This window comes from Erysipelothrix aquatica, from assembly GCF_009828825.1.
GTDB classification, from domain to species: domain Bacteria; phylum Bacillota_I; class Bacilli_A; order Erysipelotrichales; family Erysipelotrichaceae; genus Erysipelothrix; species Erysipelothrix aquatica_A.
Map to the genome: position 1 here is coordinate 405372 of NZ_WTTA01000003.1, position 19130 is coordinate 424501.

Here is a 19130-nt window from a genome sequence, read left to right on the forward strand (position 1 = left end):
AATGTTTCTACCTGATTGGGAGAAAACAATGACAGCGGTTAAATTAAGCATGAATGAGAATGAAAATATTTAATCATCAAATTACTTGTCAGTCATAATTGTAATAAAAAAGAAAACGGCGATTAAGTTAGTATGCGCAACATGAACCGCCAATCTGTTGACTTAGGTATATCAAGAAGCTTTTATGCATGGGAATAGAAATGGAATCCCTTCAAACTCAATTACCGGTCGAATTAAAATTGATTGGAATAATTTCAATTGAGGAAGCAAACACGATTGTTCAATCATAGATCCAATCATTAAATCAACAGTTCGCAACTCAATTAAACATTACCAAATATTTTAAAAAAGATGATGACATGATCTAGCTCATACTTTCAAGACTTCGTAAGCGGGTTCCTGATTCAGGTCATTCAAGTGAAGCTTATGGTCATCGAGACACTTGGTGGAAATCTTTATGCAAATGTTGATAACAAAGTTTATGAACTTGCACTTATTCAAGATTACAAGGAGCACTCGCGATATTTTGAAAATAATAAAACTTCTCATCGTTCTAAGATACGATCAATACCAAAACCACTCCCTCTTTGGAGTGGTTTTCACTATGATGTATACAAAGTAAAGCAAAAGTACAGTTCTCATGTTTGATTACCGGGCTTATGCTTTAGTATTTTTGAGACATCGATAAATTACCCGTAAGGATTCGCTTCAATTAGTTTTTTAAACCAGTAGTAACTCTTCTTAGGATATCTTGGTAAATCTTTGTTCTCAAAGTCAACACGAACGAATCCATAGCGTTTCTCATAGCCATTGACCCAGCTATAGAGATCCATTGTTGACCATGCATAGTATCCCTTCACATTGCAGCCTTCAGCTTTTGCTTTGAGCATATAGTCGATGTAGGATTGCATCATATCGATTCGCTCATCATCCACGACATAACCATTTTCGTCGGGTGTTTCATAACAACCGTGGCCATTTTCTGTGATATATACAGGGATATCGCCATATTTATTTTTAATATCAAACAACGTATCATACATACATTTGGGATAGATTTCTCGTCCCCACAGGTTGCGTTGTGTCGTCAGATCAAAAGACGTTTCAAACCAATTTTCGATTCTTATTCCTTCCTTCATATTTGACCCTGCACCTTTATTATTATGAAAGACTTCCGTCTTACCTCCAACAACTGGATCTGAAACATAGTAGCGGTTATAGACATTAAGTCCTAGGAAATCAATGGTACCTTTTTCAAATACTAAACAGTCCTCAAATTTCATAAACGATGTATCGATACCGTATTCTCTAAGTTGTAGAATTAATGACCCGGGTAATTTTCCAAGTATCGATGTGTCTAGAATCAAATTATTATAGAAATTTTCTGCCAAGAGCCTTACCTTATCAGGTTCATGTGTGTCTACATTAACATCCACATTACAACTGTCGTGAGCAATTCCAATTTGTCCATCAAAATTTAATTTCCGATATATCGCAACCGCTTGAGAACTCGCAAGAACTTCGTGATAGATTACCGTGAAGTATCTTTGAAAGTTTTGTTTTTCATTAGGTGGATAGTTTCCTACAATATTAGAGCAATACGAATAGTAACGAAGTTCGTTAATGGTTACCCATAATTTAACTCTATCTCCAAATGCTTTAAAGCAGATTTCCGCGTACTTTTCGAATGCATCAACGATATCTCTATTCTCCCACCCCCCCTTAAGAGCAAGTACATTGGGGAGATCATAGTGGAAGAGTGTGACGTTGGGTTCGATATCATTTTTCAAACAATAATCGATAACGCGGTTATAGAAATCAATACCTGCTTCATTGACTTCCCCTACTCCGTTAGGAATGATACGCGCCCAAGATATGGAAAAGCGATACGTGTTTTGCCCTGAGGCCTTCATCATGTCGATATCTTCTTCGTAACGATGATAGAAATCAGCAGATACATCTCCTGTTGCGCCGTTAATATTCAATGGACTTTCATGACTGAATACATCCCATTCACCCAATCCTTTTCCATCTGCATCCCATCCGCCTTCACATTGATAGGAAGCTGTTGCACTTCCCCACAAGAATTTGTCTGTCATCATTATTGTCCTCCTTCTACTGTAAGCGCCATTTCCTTATTAAGGAAAAATGGTCTGTAAAATAATGTCGCATTACTTGTCGGTAACACGTGTTCCGGAAGATTAATACCCAGTACCTCACGCATATATGCTTGACGTTTTAGAATACGTTCCCATACTTTAGGATAGTCTTTTTCTAATTCTTGACGTAGTGACTCATCAGCAATAAATACCCCCGATTCACAGCTCGCACCTGCAAATCCTTCTACTGAAGGAATAATATCAACCTGAAAAATCATACCACTCTTAATGATTTCCTTTGAACCGGAGTAGATTGGGGACGCCATCCATTCTTCATCCGAGGACAAATGACCCGGATTGAGATACCATCCGTAATCTTTTTTAGGGAAAATGGTTTCAATGTGTTCATACAGGAGTCCACCTTGCATACCAATTTGAATCGTCGATACCCATTCTGTAACGGCATTGTAATAAGGTTTCGCAAGCCGTTCTAAATAATTTTTTGAAACAGCATCAAGTTCTTCGCTTTTTGCTACTGCGTAACCACCACGACTTTGAAGACCCCCTTTAAAGGATGTTGTCATTGAAATCGGGTCTCCAAGTTTTATTGATTTACACGTTGGATAGATATTTGCTTTAACGAAACGTTCACCACTTGCCATGATTGTGACAACATTATGGTATTGTCCAAATGCACCCAATTCAGTTGCAACTTCCAGCTCACTCATACCTACTTCCATCTTATTCATGGCATTTAGAATGCAATTCCCTGATAGTGCTGCACCAAATTCATAGTGTGCAATCTCATTAGCATTATTAACTTGTCTCACACCACCTCGTCCAATGAAGATGGATGTTTTATTTACCAACGTTGCATTCGGTGAGAGTTTTTGAATCGCTGACACTAAAAAATAGGGCATATCAAATAACTTTGAACCATCTTCCATACCACCAACAAAGTTCTTCCACCCAACAAGTCCAATCGTTTTTGATGTAGATAGTTCGCAAACAGATAGTATATCTGCAACGCTTTTCCCTTCAAACATCGGCTGGTTAGGGAGTGAAAGTTGTGGCATACGAACACCTATTACGGGGATTCTTGATTTTTCAGCTTTATTAAAATTCTCATTACCTAAAACCATATATGCTTTGCCTGATTGATGCAACACTAGTAATGCTTCTTCAAAACGAGGAACAAACCCACAAAGATATTCAAAGTTTCCTGAATGTTCAAGGTCTGCGTAGATTACAAGTGTATCAACACCCTCATCTTTCATCTTCTCAAGAACACGTTCTTTTCGATGTTCTATAGTCTCATCCGTTATTAATACTGGACAAAGATCCTCTTCAATCTCTGGTTGGCTAATTTTTTTGTACTTAATCAAATCTATTCCTCCTTCTTAAATATTATCAATGGGATACATCGGTCTCTTAATGCGTTTGAATGGTATGGATTTCGTATCTTGTGGTGTAGGTCCATCCGTCAAGGACATAATGCTTAGTTTTGAGAACTTTTTAAGTTCGGGGAATATATATCCTTGTTTCACTACCACAATGTCATAATCATTCCAATCGACACCGGCACTATCAAACTGAGGTTTTTCGCAAAATGCTGAGTTACGGTTCGCCACTACAATATCAATAGATGTACCCTCAATACGAACTACGACAGATTCACCTACAATCTCAGAGTGTTCTGTTTCATAGAACCCACCTTTCAGTGCGCCTTTTGATAGAATTTTTACACTGAGTGGAACTTTCTGTGTCAAATCATTGAAGCCCATTCCAAGTTCAATATCCTTTACAGTTCCTACTTCTAGGTCGTAGAGCAATCGTTGGGCTTTACTGTCATGAATTGAAGCAAAAAGAATTCTCTTACTTATCTCATCTTTTCTATCAAGTACTTGTCTTAAAATGAACGTATTACCGCCATGTGATCCTGATGTAACGTTATCACCAGAGTCAGTAATAAAAGCAGGACGCTTCAAAGAGGTCAAGACTGCCTCAAGTGCCGCGTCAGGATTCATAGTTGTTCCTGTGTAATGAAATTCATGACGTCGATCCCAAACAAAGTCATAGAGTTCGTCAAGCACTTCTTGAGCGTATTGCACATGATTTTCCGAACTTGGAATAACAACAACACCACATCCAGCTACATCTGTATCATGTCTGAGGTATCCAACATGCCACGAAGCACTCATAATCCTTGGATCTTCCTCAATCTTGTTCAAGTATTTATTAATAGATTTGACCGGTTCATCCAATGAAACACTTTGTTCTCCCCCTAAAATAAGAGGTAATTTTCGATAAAGCGGTTTGGTAAATACACGGTTTCGGATAATATCTACAAGCATCGATGCAACCGTATTAACAGTTTCATCCATATCAGTGTGTGGAGACTCACGATAACTACGAATTAACGTTGAGTTATTGACGTATTTCTGGGAGAGATTCCCATGCGGATCACAGACAATTCCAATTGGTAAGTATTCACCCACAAGGTCACGAAGGCATTGAAGAATGTGGTGGTCGCCTGATCCACCCAACAAATCCTCTACCTCACTTCCTCCATGTAAGTGAAGGAAAATCCCATCAAGTTCGTGCATTGAATGCTTAACATCTCTTAAAAGACGATTCTTGATATATTCGAAGGTATGTTTTTCAACAACCCCTGCTGATCCAGAGTTCGCGTAAATGGACGGGATTAACTCAACCTTTTCTTTTTCGAACACTTCTCTACAACGCATTCGGTCAATACAATTTTGACCGAATGCAAGTTCATAATCTTCAAGTTGACACATAGAAGGAATATTCGCATTCGATTCTGTCATAAACTGTGCTACTAAGATTTTCATTCTTGGCTCTCTACTACAAGCGTTTTATCATTTTTAATAATGATAGTTGTGACTGTGAATGATACAACAACTGCAACAATACCTACAAGAAGAGCAACGATTAAGTTTGTCATTGATCCATCTGGATTTAAGAAAAATAGAATTGTTAAGAGTCCTGGACAGAATCCCATTACATAACTCTTCAACCCAAATATACCTGCAATAAGACCAGCACTGATTGCTCCCGCTGCTGTTCCGATGAGAACTTTAGGTCTCATGATTAATGCACCATAGAATGCTGGCTCAGTAACACCACAAATACCAGTGATTGCTGCGGATGTGATAACGCCTCGTTCTCCTTTATTCGTTTTCATTGCAAATGAAACCGCTAGTGCTGTTGCACCAACAGCTAAGTTAGAGATGAATCCCATAACAACTGTGATTGGATCATAACCTAATGTAGCAACAGATTGGAATCCAATAGGTGTAATCGCTTTGTCGATTCCCAACATAACCATGTATGGGTAAAGAGCAGATAAAATAGGCATTGCAATAAATCCAGCTTTATCCATGAGCCAAACGATACCGTTAGCAACAGATCCGCTGAGTTGTGTTCCGATTGGACCTAAAACAATAATTGTAATTGGAGCTACGACGACCATTGTTAATAATGGTTTCAAGAAATAACGAATTGATAACGGTAGAATTTTGGTGAAAAGTTGGTCAACGTATTTCATCAAGAAGATACCCATAATTACAGGAAGGATACTACTTGCATAATCAGCGGTTGGTACAGCGATTCCTAAAAAATCCAAACCTTCCACACCACTAATCGCAGGACTCACAATAAATGCCCCGAGTAGTGCACCCATAATTGGTTCGAGTTTCAATCTTTTTGCAGTTGTGTAACCAAGGTAAACAGGAATGTAAGCAAATGCAGCGGTAAAGATAGCTGTAAGAACTTCTGCTGTCCCACTTTCCATGCTCACACCAAAATAGTTAATCAGTAAGTTACGAATAACGAGAATTAAACCACCTGTAACTAAGGCAGGAACAATTGGCATAAATACAGCTGCTGAGAAGTTCCCAACTGCATTAACGTAATACATAACATCTTTTTTACCATTTTCTGGTTCATCTGATTCTGTTGATTTATTCGTTTCTTTGAATTTTGATATTTCTAAAAAATCATTATATGCATTATGTACATCAGGTCCAATAATTATTTGGATTTGATCTCCTTTATTGATAATCCCAACAACGCCATCAATAACTTTGATTGCTTCTTCATTCACCATCTTTTTATTGATGTAGTGAATTCTTAAACGTGTAGCACAGTGTTCAACGTGACTAATATTTTGAACACCTCCAACATTTTCTAGTACTGCTTCTGATAATTTCTTGTATTCCATTTTTTCTCTCCTTTTCACAAGCTAATGTTGTTACTAAGAGGTTTAGCCAGCCTAACTGTAACTATCCAATTCAAAAAGTTCGATCCTCTCCTTTCATGAATGTATATTCTTATGACGTTAGTTTGATAAGATGTAACATTAAGTACAGTTCTTCATCAATTTTCACTTCATAGGAATATTTTTCACTCAGTATCTTTTTAATCTCAACAATACAGTCGGATGCTCCTCCGTACTGTCTATTAAGTAAGTTTAATGTCTCAAAATTCGCTTTCTCTGTTTTAGAATTTGAGCCCTCATTTAAAACTCGGTGCGCAAACCACCGACAGTGTGTTAAAAACCTTTGATATGCATAGTTTTCTTTATCAATGTGTGGAAAACTTTCATCTACAACACAGTTAATCAGACTTACAATCTCTGTTATTTGATAGATTTCCATCATTCGTGTATTCGTTTCCGCATTAACTATATGCAGAGTAATGAAGTTTGCTTCATCTTTGTCGATTCTAATATCCAGTTCTTTCGAAATAATTTCAACAACTTCTGTCGCAATATCATACTCCAATGGATAAAGCATTTGAATATTCCACAGTAATGAGTTGTCAAAAGTGATTCCCATATGGATCCGCTCTACCAAATTTGAGATATGATCTGTTAATGTTGTATAAATACTGTCATTCAATGGTTCATGAATCTTTGATTTAATTAAAGTTATAATGTCGTCTGCGAGTGATATATAATCCATTGGCATGTCTTTAACCAATTCTTGAAACTTAAACTGTTCTTCATCATCGAGATCAAAACGTTTCTCAATTTTTGATACGTTGACAGTATCGCCCTTTGACATCTGAAATCCAATGCCTCTACCTAAAAGAACAACTTCTCTATCAAAGGCATCTAAAGCTAATATAACGTTATTGTTATAGATTCTTTTAATAATCATAGCGATTATCTCCTATTCTTTATTCAGAAACTTCAAACAATGCTTCTCCAAACGCTATTGCTCCTTCGTCTTTTTTCCATCGAACATCTCTGTTGGTACTAATAACAGGGGTGACTGTTTCATAGCCCGAATCTTTAATGGTTTCAAAATCTACATTTGCAATGTGATCTCCTACTTTTACATCGTCACCAATGTTGGTAAGAATTTCGAATGGTTTTCCTTTTAACATTACTGTATCAATTCCCATATGAATAAGGATTTCAAATCCTGATTCACTTTGTATCCCTATAGCATGTCGTGTTTCAAATATCATGACGACTTTACCATTTATCGGTGCTACTAATTTTTTATCTGATGGAATGATTGCCATTCCATCACCAAGCATTTTCTGCGAAAACATTGGATCGTTTACTTCCTCTAATACAACTGCAGTCCCTTGTAATGGACTATAAATGATTTCGTGCATACGAATCCTCCTAATAGAAAAAAAAGCAAGCAAAACTGTCGTAGGTATTAATATCCCACAAACAGGTTTTGCTTGCTTATTAGCAGTAACAATCCTATTTCAATTTCATTATATCAACTATGTAAGCGTTGTCAACAATCTTTTTTTAAATTTATATTCAATTCTGAAATGAAAGTGCTAATATCTTGAAGTTGTAAAATGGTTCTAAAACGTTAGGATAATACGATGAGAAAGGTTAATTTAAGCATGAATGAACGTGAAAAGTATTTAATCATTAAATCACTTGTCGATCATACTGGTAATAAAAAGAAAGCGGCGATTGTGTTAGGATGCACAACACGAACCGTTAATCTGATGATTCAAGTATATCAACTAAAGGTACAGTAAATTTTATACATTAAAAAAGAAATAAATCCCTTCAATCGCTTTTGATTTAGCGATTATAGATTTAGTCATTGACCTGTACAATCCCAAATATGATGGTGAAAATATAACTCGTTTTTCAAAGCGTTCAAGTTCAAATGTGGGTATCAATGTTCATACACGCACTCTTAGCAATTGGTTATTCCAGGAATTAATACTATCACCGAAAGCACGCAAGCGTACTTGAAAAAACTATGCTACTAAATTCTGATTCATTGACTGAACTTACACAAGATGAATCACACCCTTAAAGCACTCGCTGTACATATGTAGGAGAAATGATTGAAATGGATGCATCCGAATTTATCTGGTAAGGATTAGTAAGCGTGGTATTGATTTGGATTAATCTATATGATTCAAAAATAGCGACATCCTTGAATAGTCGTTTGCTATGATGCATATAGAGCAGATTTAAAGCACAGTTCTCAAGTTCGATTACCATGCTTATGTTTTAATATTTTTGAGACACTTTCATTTTCCGTTGACGGCAATCACAACCCAAGGTTTACATAGGAATCGGATTGAGTGAACCGCTTGTTATCTCTTACAGCGTTCTAGATATAAATCTTCAAAATTTTATAGACTCTATGGGCACCAATTCCAATCTTAGTTAGAGACTCAAGTGTGCCTAGCGATGTCGTTTGATTACATAGATTAATACTGAAGGAATTACTATCATACACGCATAGACGGCTAGTGTCGTAATAATACTGGACGGACCTTGCATCCATAACGGTTCAACGATACGGTTATTTGTATACTGCTTATAGAATCCAATTGTCATATGTAACACGAAGGTTATGCCATTTATCCATCGAATATTGTTGAGCCATTGGATGCCATCCATACGATTTTCTGGTGGTTCGTGAACCCAATCGATATACGCAAATAACGCAATTACAAATAAATTGATATACACAGGAACAAACCATGCCATTGATAAATCTTGGTTGGGAAAAAGGGTAAAAATGGTCAGAACAACGCCCAGCAGGACACACCAGTCCATAAGGGTGCGCCATCCTGTATGTTTACTGAAAAATTTGTACATAATATCACCTTTTCATTAATTATAACATAGACACTTCAGTTCATGACATCATAAAAAAGCCCGCTAATTAGCGAGCCTTGATAGTCAGTGGTTTATGTGCATCAATGATAATCGATGCCATACCAATCTTCTCGTGGCTGTTTCGACTATCAAAGCGTAAGGAACGACCAATCATGCCATCGTCAGGATTCCAATAACTGAAATGAAAATTTCCAACTTCATCGCAATGCTCTAAAAGATTCACTCTAAACCCTACACGTTCAAAAACAGATATGAGTTTTTTATACGTATATAAGATTTTATGTGTCGCTGCAGGATGATCTTTGGGCCCTGGTCCGCCGACACCCACAATTTTTAGAAAAGATGCATCTTGCAAATTTCCATCCGGAACCGCAACGCGCATGTATCCACCATGTTGTAGATACTCATAACAATGCTGTGCAGCACGAACCCTTTCTTCTTCTGTAAAATGTTCCCACACATGTTCAGCTAAAAACGCACACGCTTTCTCCTTCGAAAAAAACGCGTGCATGCTGTCACGTGATAGTACATCTAAAACGTCACAATTCGTGGCAATCCATCCAGGATAATCTGTATCCCCTGCCCCAATTATTACCTTCACTTTGGACTACCGACGGTCATGATTTGCAATGCATCATCAATCACAACCACTGCTTGGTGGTCATCAATCACACATAAATTGTAAGCCTCACTGTATGTTTCAATAATTTCAGTCACCTCGGCATCAAAATATTCATTGCCTTGATGGGGAACGATATGAACATCAACCAAACCTAAGCCACGATGGCTTGTTAAAGTTGTTGCTGCTGCCTCGTTATCCATAAGCGTTATATAACCAATATTGGGCGTACATACGATTGATCCGGCAGATTCACCAATGTACCATTTCCCAGTTGCAACATGTTTTTCAATCGCTTTATCAACGCCTTTTTTACGCAGTTCTTGAAGTAAATAAAACGTATTCCCCCCTGATACATAAATAATATCACTGCCTTCGATGATCGATACAATGTCAGATTCATGTAAGGCACCTATCTCCAGATTCGTGATTGCCATGTTATGTGTTTCAAACCATTTTCTTGCTTCATCGACATAGAAATCCACGGTCTCGACATATGATGCCGTAGGAATAAAGGCAACACGTAAGGGCGTATCGTCACTCTTAATTCCCAACTTTTCTAATTCGGGTGCAAAATCAATAAACGATGATGTGAGTACTAAGTTTTTCATACGATCTCCTTCAAACTGTATTATTCTTATTATACCCTAAACTTTTTGTGTATATTGAATCAGTCTGAAAATATTCTGGATATCACGATCATTCGGCAAATCTGAAATGGGATACAATTTTTTGATGATCGGTGTTCCTCTAAAAATACTGCTTGTTGTCGACAATAAGAGATCAAATTCTTTTTTGGGGTCAAATTCAAAGAAATGTTGTGTGTTAAAGTACTTCATCAAAAATGCGATAATCGCTTGCGTGTGATGGAAACCCAAATCACTATGAATCGCAATATCCAAACGTTTGTAGTTTCGTAAATGGGGAATGTTATTGTAGATGTGGAAAACCATATCATCTACAAACGGTAATAAATCGATTCCTAAATCCTTACCCAGTGCTTGTGTTCCTAATTCAACGTAATTGGCGTAGTAGGAGTTTTGACGTTTAAATTCTTTATAAAAAATAGCATGTCGATTCATAATCGTATCTATTTTCACAGGGAACGTGCGGGCCCAAATAACGAGAATATAGAGGGTATCGAGGAACGTTTCGTACGACTCAGCATCAATTTTAGTGCGGTCAAATAACGCATCAAAGTTACGTTCAACAGAGTCCACAAAATCACGGTGGAATGTTTCATGATCAATGGCTAATACAGTATTACGGAATTGGTCAACGATGGCAGTTTCTGTAGTTTGATGTGTTTGAATGCGATACATCGCAACCCGAATGATCATTTCAATGTTATCAACAATATGTACAGCTTCTACGTTTTTATACGTTGAAACATAGTTTAAAACCTCCGCAAAAACTTGACGATCCACTGTCGGAAGCGTCGGTTCTAAATCTGAAAATTTGATTATTTCTGCAATGGCATAATTAAGATGGCCTTCACTCGTTGTCGTATAGACGAGGGCATTATTTTGATTATAGACCACTTCACTTTTAAATTGTTTCATGAATTTATTGATTTCAATCACAATTTTTCGAAGGTGTGATTCACTATATGATAAATCAAGTGCATGATCCACAATTGTATGCGTTGGATTTTCAAAAATGTTCAGCAAAAAACGTATGCCGATTTCATTACGAAACAGTTCTTTTCGGACTTCAATAAAATCCTGCATAGCATTATTTGATATAAAAACATTATTTTTATTGACACGAATATCCAAAAACTCGCCCCATTGCTCGCGCATGAATTCTAAATCTGCATACACTGTGTTTTTACTAGAACTGTTGACGGCTTGAATCATATCGAAAGTCACAACGCCGGTCTCGCGTGTGATATCAATAATTTTAAGATATCGTAATGTTTTTGCACTTAACAAATTCTTCATGTTCCTACCCCCTAGTTACATGATGTACATATACTTTTATTTTAATTCATGAAACGTTTTCTTTCAAATCAAATATGATGCCAAATGCATAATTTACACATAAAACTCATATTTTCACAAGCATTTAAGAATATTTGTCCATTTAGACATCAATACATACAACTTAGACAAAGTAAAAAAAGATGCACACAGTGTGCATCTTTTTGAATTTTATTAACTATTCACGAATGAGCGCGTCGAATGCACCCAATGCAGCAGTTGCACCAGAACCCATCGCAATGATTATTTGCTTATAAGAACTATCGGTACAATCACCTGCAGCAAAGATGCCAGGTACACTTGTTGCACCATGTTTATCGACAATGATTTCGCCTTGTTTTGTCTTATCAACAAAGTCGCCCAACCATTCTGTATTAGGCACAAGACCAATTTGAACAAATACACCGTCAAGATCGACATGACTTTCAACGTTAGTGTCTCGATTTTTATAGCGTAAGCCGTTGACACTCTCCGTACCCTCAATCGACATTGTTTGAGCGTTGGTGACGACGGTTACATTATCAAGTGTCGCAAGACGTCTTTGCAGCACTTCATCAGCCTTCAATTCAGGCATAAACTCAACGACAGTAACATGTTTGGTAATTCCTGCCAAATCGATGGCTGCTTCGATTCCTGAGTTTCCCCCACCAATAACAGCTACACGTTTACCTTCAAAAAGCGGTCCATCACAGTGAGGGCAATAAGCCACGCCTTTATTTTTAAACGCTTGTTCACCCGGGACATTAACGTTACGCCAACGGGCACCTGTTGCGAGGACGACCATTTTACTGCGAATTTCTGTACCATCTTCTAACGTTGCTATCGCAAGATCTTCTTTACGAAGGGATGCAACTGTCCGTGATTTGATGATATCGATTGGATACTCGTTGACATGTGCTTCTAAAGCCATTGCTAGTTTAGGGCCTTCTGTTTGTGGAACACTAATCAAGTTTTCAATGGAAAGTGTCTCCAGAACTTGACCACCCATACGGTCTGTAATCATTCCGACACGAAGTCCTTTACGTGCAGCGTAAATAGCCGAACTGCTTCCCGCTGGACCACCACCAATGACAAGAATATCATAAGGTTTCGATAAATCTGCCGTGATTGCAGCTTTACCACCTACTTTATCCACAATTTCTTCTAAAGTAATACGGCCACCAGAGAATTCCTCACCATTCAACATGACTGTTGGTACAGCCATAATATTGTGTTCTTCAATTTCTGCTTTAAAGATACCACCGTCAATCATTGTATGACTAATGTTCGGGTTGAGTACTGCCATAATATTAAGAGCTTGAACGACATCAGGGCAAATATGACACGATAAACTCACATAGGTTTCAAAATGCAAGGTATCTGTAATGCCTTGAATTCTTTGAATAAGGCTTGCATCAACTTTGGGAGCACGACCACTGGCTTGAATGAGTGCCAACACAAACGAAGACAACTCATGACCCAAGGGAATTGCTGCAAAGACAATGCCCGTATCACCAATTGCAAAACTTGGTGTTCGTGACAAGGTATCAGAAACAACCGTGATTCGTGGCGATAATGCGGCAACTTCTTCCACAAATGATTTTAATTTGAGAGATGTTTCATCATCACCAACACTGAGTGTTAAGACAACATCACCTTCAAGTAAGGCAACATAGCTTTCAAGTTGCTTAACAATATTTGCATCGAGCATGTTTAAATTTTCCCTACAAGGTCAAGTCCTGGAGTGAGTGTTTCTTCTCCTTCTTTCCATTTTGCTGGGCAAACTTCACCTGGATTTTTACGAACATATTGTGCTGCTTTAATTTTATCAATAAGTGTACTTGCATCACGACCAATACCATCCGCATTGATTTCCATTGCTTGTACGACACCATCGGGATCGATAATAAAGGTTCCACGTTGGGCAGTTCCTTCTTCTTCATTGAGAACATCAAAGAATCGAGAAATACGGTGTGATGGATCACCAATCATAATGTATTCAATTGTGCTGATTACTTCTGAATGGTCATGCCATGCTTTATGTGTAAAATGTGTATCGGTGGATACTGAATATACTTCAACACCCAGTTTTTTTAGCGTCTCATATTGATCCTGAAGATCTGCGAGTTCTGTTGGGCATACAAATGTAAAGTCCGCTGGGTAGAAGCACACAACACTCCACTGTCCCTTAAAGTTTTCATCACTGACACTGATGAATTCTTCGTTGTGATAAGCATTCGCTGTGAATGGCTCAATTGTTTTTCCAATTAATGACATACTTTATCCTCCTTGGGTTTCCCCGCTACATACATTGTCACGCTTTGTGCGAATAAAGTCAATGATAATAGTTATCATTATCATTGAATGTTCACATTTTGTAAGATTCGTCGGGTTTACGTCTTTATTCCTTGCAAATAGAAAAAAAGATTGTTCATAAACAACCTTTTTTGACCACACTCAGAATTGAGAACAAGGAAGAGAAACAATGATTCGTGTGGCATAATCCCAGAATAATGTGTAGTGTTCATCCCTACAGCCATAGTCTAACCCTACTCTGTTTTTATCCTATCATTTTTGTGTAAATACTCTGTTAAAAACATTTAGCGCCAAAATGATGTGATGGCGCTTTTGTCTTCGATATTAAAGGAAATAATTTGCTCCAACAAGTCCCATGAAATGGCATCATTCCATTTAATACGGAACAAATTACTTGTAGCTTTATAGCCAGCTTCTTGAATCGCGAGGTCAAATTGCTTCATTGCCACAACTTCGGGTGCAACCGCGATATGCTGTTTCGAGACACTGAATCCAATGATAAAGGTTCCGTGATCGAGAAACATGGGTTGGTTCCATTTTACGACGGCGTCTAAATGTGGATAGTGCAACTGAATCCATGTCAAAATGGACGCTAATTTTTCACGTTGCGTTGCATCCCGAAGTGTTGTTAAAAATTCATCATGCATAATAATACCTCCGCATCAGTCATTGTTTTTATAATTATAACACGGACGCGAAAGTGCTTCCTATTCTGACACCAAAAAAGCGTTGATCGATCAACGCTTTTCCATTACTTTCTAAGTTCGTAAAGATCATAGTTAAGGTTCACGACATGAGTGAGTTTGTAATTATCAGTATGTTTATCAATTAACACGATAAGCTCAGATTCTGATATACCTGTATTTTGACTTATTCTGGGCACTTGAATACGTGCTGACTCGTAACTTATATGCGGATCCAATCCGGAACCTGATTCTGTTACCAAATCTGTTGGAATTGCATTTCCCGTATCGAAAAGGGAAAGTCCCTCGCTGCGATTTACAATGCGTTGTTCGAGTTGTGGGTCTGACACACTGTAATTGTTTGACCCCGATCCACTCGCATTCCCATCCATATTGTAAGCAACACGCGATGGACGTCCCCAAAAGTAATCACTACCCTCAAAGTCCTGGCCAACCAACTCCGAACCTATCACAACCTTCCCGGCATAAATCAGGCTACCATTCGCTTGATGGGGCATTGTAAGTTGCGCAAGGCCTGTAAGTGCAAGGGGGAAGACACCACCACATAGAATCGTAAGTGCAACAACGAAGAGACAATTTTTCAGTATTTTTTTCATAGTTCCTCCTAGATTCCTGCCCAAAGTAAGAGCGGCGTAATCACAAGATCAATCAACTTAATCGCCACAAATGGCGTGATAATTCCACCCAAGCCAAAGACCATGAGATTGCGGCTCAATAATGCATCTGAGCTTGTTGGTCGGTATTTAACACCTTTCATGGCAATAGGGACTAATGCTGGAATAATCAATGCATTAAAGATAAGAGCACTCAGGATTGCAGATGTTGCCGAATTGAGGTGCATGATATTCAAGATTCCTAATGCTGGTACAGATGCAACAAAAAGGGCTGGTAACACTGCAAAATACTTGGCAATATCATTAGCGATACTAAACGTTGTGAGTGCACCTCGCGTCATAAGAAGTTGTTTTCCAATCTCAACAATATCTAAGATTTTAGTTGGATCAGAGTCCAAATCAACCATGTTTGCAGCTTCTTTCGCAGCAATCGTACCACTATTCATGGCGATACCAACGTCGGCTTGTGCGAGCGCTGGCGCATCATTCGTCCCGTCTCCCGTCATGGCAACCACTTTTCCTTGCGCTTGCTCTTGTTTGATAACATCAATTTTATCTTCAGGTTTGCATTCAGCAAGGAAGCCATCAACGCCTGCTTCTTGGGCGATTGTTGCAGCTGTAAGTGGATTATCCCCGGTACACATAATCGTTTTTATTCCCATGGCTCTGAGACGTGCAAAACGTTCCACAAGCCCTTCTTTGATTGTATCTTTAAGGTATACAACACCCAGAATCTCTGCATTTTTAATAACCACTAGGGGTGTTCCGCCTAGTTTAGAGACAGCATTAACATGCTCATCCAAATCGGATGGAATCGCTTGGCCGCGATTGAGTGCATACGTCTTAATCGCATCAGCTGCACCCTTCATCACCACAAGGCCATTTCGTTCGTAACCACTCATTCGCGTTTGAGCTGTAAACTCTTGGAATGTTGCACCATCACGTAACGCATCATCAACGTGAATCCCCTTCGTTGTAGCGAGAGACATAATTGATTTTCCTTCTGGTGTATTGTCATCCAATGAAGCAATCACCGCATACTGCGCAAGCGTTGCTTCTTGAATACCCGCAACAGGTAGAAACGCATAGGCCATCCGATTTCCATATGTAATGGTTCCCGTTTTATCTAAAATCATGACATCCACATCACCCGATGCTTCCACCGCTTTACCAGACATTGCGATAACATTAAAACGGGTAACTCGATCCATCCCCGCAATCCCAATAGCTGATAAGAGACCCCCAATTGTAGTTGGGATTAAACATACGGTTAAAGCAATTAAGATTGATGTTGGAATAGTGATGCCAACATACATCGCTAACGGTTTCAAACTTACAATCACAATCACAAAAATTAAAGTTAATGAAACCAAAAGTGTACTTAGAGCAATCTCATTCGGTGTTTTTTTGCGCGATGCACCTTCGACCATCGCAATCATTTTATCGAGAAACGATGCCCCTGGTTCTGACGTAATTTCAATCAACAATGCATCACTCGTAACAGTTGTTCCACCGGTAACAGAGCAGAAATCGCCTCCGGGTTCCTTTACAACTGGAGCCGATTCTCCGGTAATTGCAGACTCATCAACCGTCGCAACCCCTTCAATAACTTCACCATCATTAGGAATTGTTTCCCCAGCAACAACGCGCACCCGATCGCCTCTTTGTAACATGGATGCTGCAATATGTTCAAACGATCCATCTGGCAAGATACGATTGGCCATCATGTCTTTTTTAGTTTGACGCAAAGTATTTGCTTGGGCTTTTCCCCGTCCTTCAGCCAAGGATTCGGCAAAGTTTGCGAAGAGTAATGTCAACAATAAGATGAACGCAACAATTCCGTTGATAACTTGCATAGATGCGTTTGGATCTCCAAAAGCAGTTGGCGCAAAGGTCAAGATTACACTTAAGAAAAATCCAATTTCGACCACGAACATAACGGGGTTCTTGATCATGTAACGAACATCCAATTTTTTGATACTATCAAGGAGTCCTTGTTTGATTATTTTTTTATTCATACGATACCTCTAAATTCCCATGCTTACCGCTTCTGCAATCGGTCCTAAGATTAAGGTTGGGAAAAATGTAAGTGCAGAAATTAAGACGATAATGACAATCAACGCAATTGTAAACAACGGCGTATTCGTGTTTAACGTTCCGATAGACTCACTGATGCTTTGTTTCTTCAACATCATTGCAGCAATACTTAACTGGAGATACATCGTGACATATCGACCTACAATCATAACGATGCTCGTCGATACATTCCAGAATGTCGTATTGTCTGCTAAACCTTCGAAACCCGAACCATTGTTCGCTGCCGCTGATGTAAATTCATAAAGTGCCTGGGATAAGCTGTGGTGGCTCCCAGCACCTTGTATCATTACAACTGCGAGTGCAGTAAATCCTAAAATAAGTAAGGGGTGAATCACAATCACCATCGCAACACGTTTCATTTCCTGGCTTTCAATTTTTTTGCCAAGATAAGATGGAGAGCGACCAATCATAAGACCACACATAAAGACTGTTAAGAAGACATACATCATGACATTCATGAGCCCTACACCCGAACCTCCAAACACCACATTAAGCATCATCAGCACCATCGGCACCATGCCGCCTAGAGGTGTCGTTGAGTCAAGCATACTGTTGACTGAACCTGTGGTAAATGCCGACGATACTGTCGTAAATAGGGCAGTTTGGACTATTCCAAAGCGGAGTTCTTTCCCTTCAAGATTCGCTGGTGAGTTCAATCCAAGATGCGTAAATAACGGATTCCCTTGCGTCTCTGCAAAAACCAAGAGGGCAAAAGCGAGCATAAAGAAAACGACAGAGGCTATTAGAATGGGCGTACTTTCGAGCCATCCTTTTTTACCATGTTGTTTGCGTACATTGAATCCGAATGCGAGTAACATACCGCCCGGAACCAACGTCATCGCCACCATGTTGATTAGATTACTTATAACACTTGGATTTTCAAACGGTACTGCCGATCCTGCTGCGAAAAACCCACCACCATTTGTTCCTAAATGCTTAATGGCTTCAAAGGCCGCAACCGGTCCCATATAGAGGGTTTGCGTGGATCCACTGATTGTGTGTGCAGTTTGTGTCGCAAGCAACGTTTGTGGTACCCCCTGCCAGACAAGCAAGAGACCAATTACGAATGCGATTGGAACCAAATAACGAATTAACACACGTGTAATATCTTTATAGAAGTTTCCAAGGGCTTGTCCGGATAATCCGCGAATAAATGCAAATCCCACCGCGATTCCTGAGGCGCTTGAGAGAAACATCATGACCATGATGACAAACATTTGTCCCAACATTGTTAGGCTGGTTTCAGGTGTATAATGTTGCAAATTGGTATTCGTAATAAAACTTGAAAGTGTGTGGATAACCTGTGTTAAACTCATGTTTGACGTCATCAAAAGGATGAGTCCTCCCAGTATCACAGCAATCAAGTTAATTCTAACAAGTGCCCAAAAATAGGTTTTCCACGACATATTGGTTTTCGAGCCATCGCTCAGTGCGAGCAACGGTGCCTCAACTTTAGAAAAGAATTTTTGTCCACTATGAGATGTATTGCTCATAATGGCATATAAGTAACGACCACTTAAATAAATTCCTGCAGCCGCCAAAATAAAAAACGATAATGTATACGTCATAACCATTC

17 protein-coding genes are annotated in these 19130 nt (G+C 38.8%); 1 reads left to right on the plus strand and 16 read right to left on the minus strand.

All coding sequences use genetic code 11. From position 1 onward, the window contains the following. Positions 1–689: 689 nt before the first annotated feature. From GVV22_RS07870 to GVV22_RS07895, 6 genes are all read right to left on the minus strand, one after another. Complete coding sequence (locus GVV22_RS07870) at positions 690–2102, minus strand: family 1 glycosylhydrolase (RefSeq protein WP_159649574.1); 1413 nt, start codon at positions 2100–2102, stop codon at positions 690–692. Then, a complete protein-coding gene (locus GVV22_RS07875) occupies positions 2102–3484 on the minus strand; it encodes a M24 family metallopeptidase (RefSeq protein WP_159649575.1) in 1383 nt (460 codons plus the stop codon). The genes GVV22_RS07870 and GVV22_RS07875 overlap by 1 nt, the downstream gene beginning before the upstream one ends. A gap of 15 nt (positions 3485–3499) precedes the next feature. Further along, the gene (locus tag GVV22_RS07880; protein WP_159649576.1) at positions 3500–4954 is read right to left on the minus strand and encodes a M81 family metallopeptidase; all 1455 of its coding nucleotides are present in this window, start codon (positions 4952–4954) and stop codon (positions 3500–3502) included. After that, entirely contained in the window at positions 4951–6345 is a 1395-nt protein-coding gene (locus GVV22_RS07885) for a PTS transporter subunit EIIC (RefSeq protein WP_159649577.1), read from the minus strand. Before GVV22_RS07885 ends, GVV22_RS07880 begins: the two co-directional genes overlap by 4 nt. Before the next feature lie 109 nt (positions 6346–6454). Then, the gene (locus tag GVV22_RS07890) at positions 6455–7285 is read right to left on the minus strand and encodes a PRD domain-containing protein (protein WP_159649578.1); all 831 of its coding nucleotides are present in this window, start codon (positions 7283–7285) and stop codon (positions 6455–6457) included. A gap of 19 nt (positions 7286–7304) precedes the next feature. Beyond that, on the minus strand, positions 7305–7751 hold the full coding sequence (locus GVV22_RS07895) for a PTS sugar transporter subunit IIA (protein WP_159649579.1): 447 nt from the start codon (positions 7749–7751) through the stop codon (positions 7305–7307). Between the two features lie 225 nt (positions 7752–7976). Between GVV22_RS07895 and GVV22_RS07900 the strand changes: the two genes are divergently transcribed. Then, positions 7977–8138 (plus strand): helix-turn-helix domain-containing protein, encoded by a 162-nt coding sequence (locus tag GVV22_RS07900; protein WP_159649580.1) that lies wholly within the window; start codon positions 7977–7979, stop codon positions 8136–8138. A 664-nt stretch (positions 8139–8802) separates the two neighbouring features. Here GVV22_RS07900 and GVV22_RS07905 read toward each other — a convergent pair. From GVV22_RS07905 to kdpA, 10 genes are all read right to left on the minus strand, one after another. Then, entirely contained in the window at positions 8803–9222 is a 420-nt protein-coding gene (locus GVV22_RS07905; protein WP_159649581.1) for a hypothetical protein, read from the minus strand. Positions 9223–9289: 67 nt separating this feature from the next. Further along, complete coding sequence (locus tag GVV22_RS07910; protein WP_159649582.1) at positions 9290–9844, minus strand: hypothetical protein; 555 nt, start codon at positions 9842–9844, stop codon at positions 9290–9292. Beyond that, positions 9841–10473 (minus strand): Type 1 glutamine amidotransferase-like domain-containing protein, encoded by a 633-nt coding sequence (locus GVV22_RS07915; RefSeq protein ID WP_159649583.1) that lies wholly within the window; start codon positions 10471–10473, stop codon positions 9841–9843. The genes GVV22_RS07910 and GVV22_RS07915 overlap by 4 nt, the downstream gene beginning before the upstream one ends. Before the next feature lie 36 nt (positions 10474–10509). Further along, entirely contained in the window at positions 10510–11805 is a 1296-nt protein-coding gene (locus GVV22_RS07920; RefSeq protein WP_159649584.1) for a hypothetical protein, read from the minus strand. A gap of 217 nt (positions 11806–12022) precedes the next feature. Beyond that, positions 12023–13534 carry an alkyl hydroperoxide reductase subunit F gene (gene ahpF, locus GVV22_RS07925; protein ID WP_159649585.1) on the minus strand — a complete coding sequence of 504 codons (1512 nt, stop codon included), beginning with the start codon at positions 13532–13534 and terminating at the stop codon, positions 12023–12025. Between the two features lie 2 nt (positions 13535–13536). Further along, positions 13537–14100, minus strand: a complete 564-nt coding sequence (gene ahpC / locus GVV22_RS07930) for an alkyl hydroperoxide reductase subunit C (protein ID WP_159639343.1) — start codon at positions 14098–14100, stop codon at positions 13537–13539. A gap of 323 nt (positions 14101–14423) precedes the next feature. Next, entirely contained in the window at positions 14424–14786 is a 363-nt protein-coding gene (locus GVV22_RS07935) for an iron chaperone (RefSeq protein ID WP_159649586.1), read from the minus strand. 104 nt (positions 14787–14890) lie between these two features. After that, a complete protein-coding gene (locus GVV22_RS07940) occupies positions 14891–15439 on the minus strand; it encodes a potassium-transporting ATPase subunit C (protein ID WP_159649587.1) in 549 nt (182 codons plus the stop codon). Positions 15440–15447: 8 nt separating this feature from the next. Then, positions 15448–17475 carry a potassium-transporting ATPase subunit KdpB gene (gene kdpB / locus GVV22_RS10985; protein WP_201290701.1) on the minus strand — a complete coding sequence of 676 codons (2028 nt, stop codon included), beginning with the start codon at positions 17473–17475 and terminating at the stop codon, positions 15448–15450. A 9-nt stretch (positions 17476–17484) separates the two neighbouring features. Then, the gene (kdpA, locus tag GVV22_RS10990) at positions 17485–19122 is read right to left on the minus strand and encodes a potassium-transporting ATPase subunit KdpA (RefSeq protein ID WP_201290702.1); all 1638 of its coding nucleotides are present in this window, start codon (positions 19120–19122) and stop codon (positions 17485–17487) included. Positions 19123–19130: the final 8 nt, after the last annotated feature.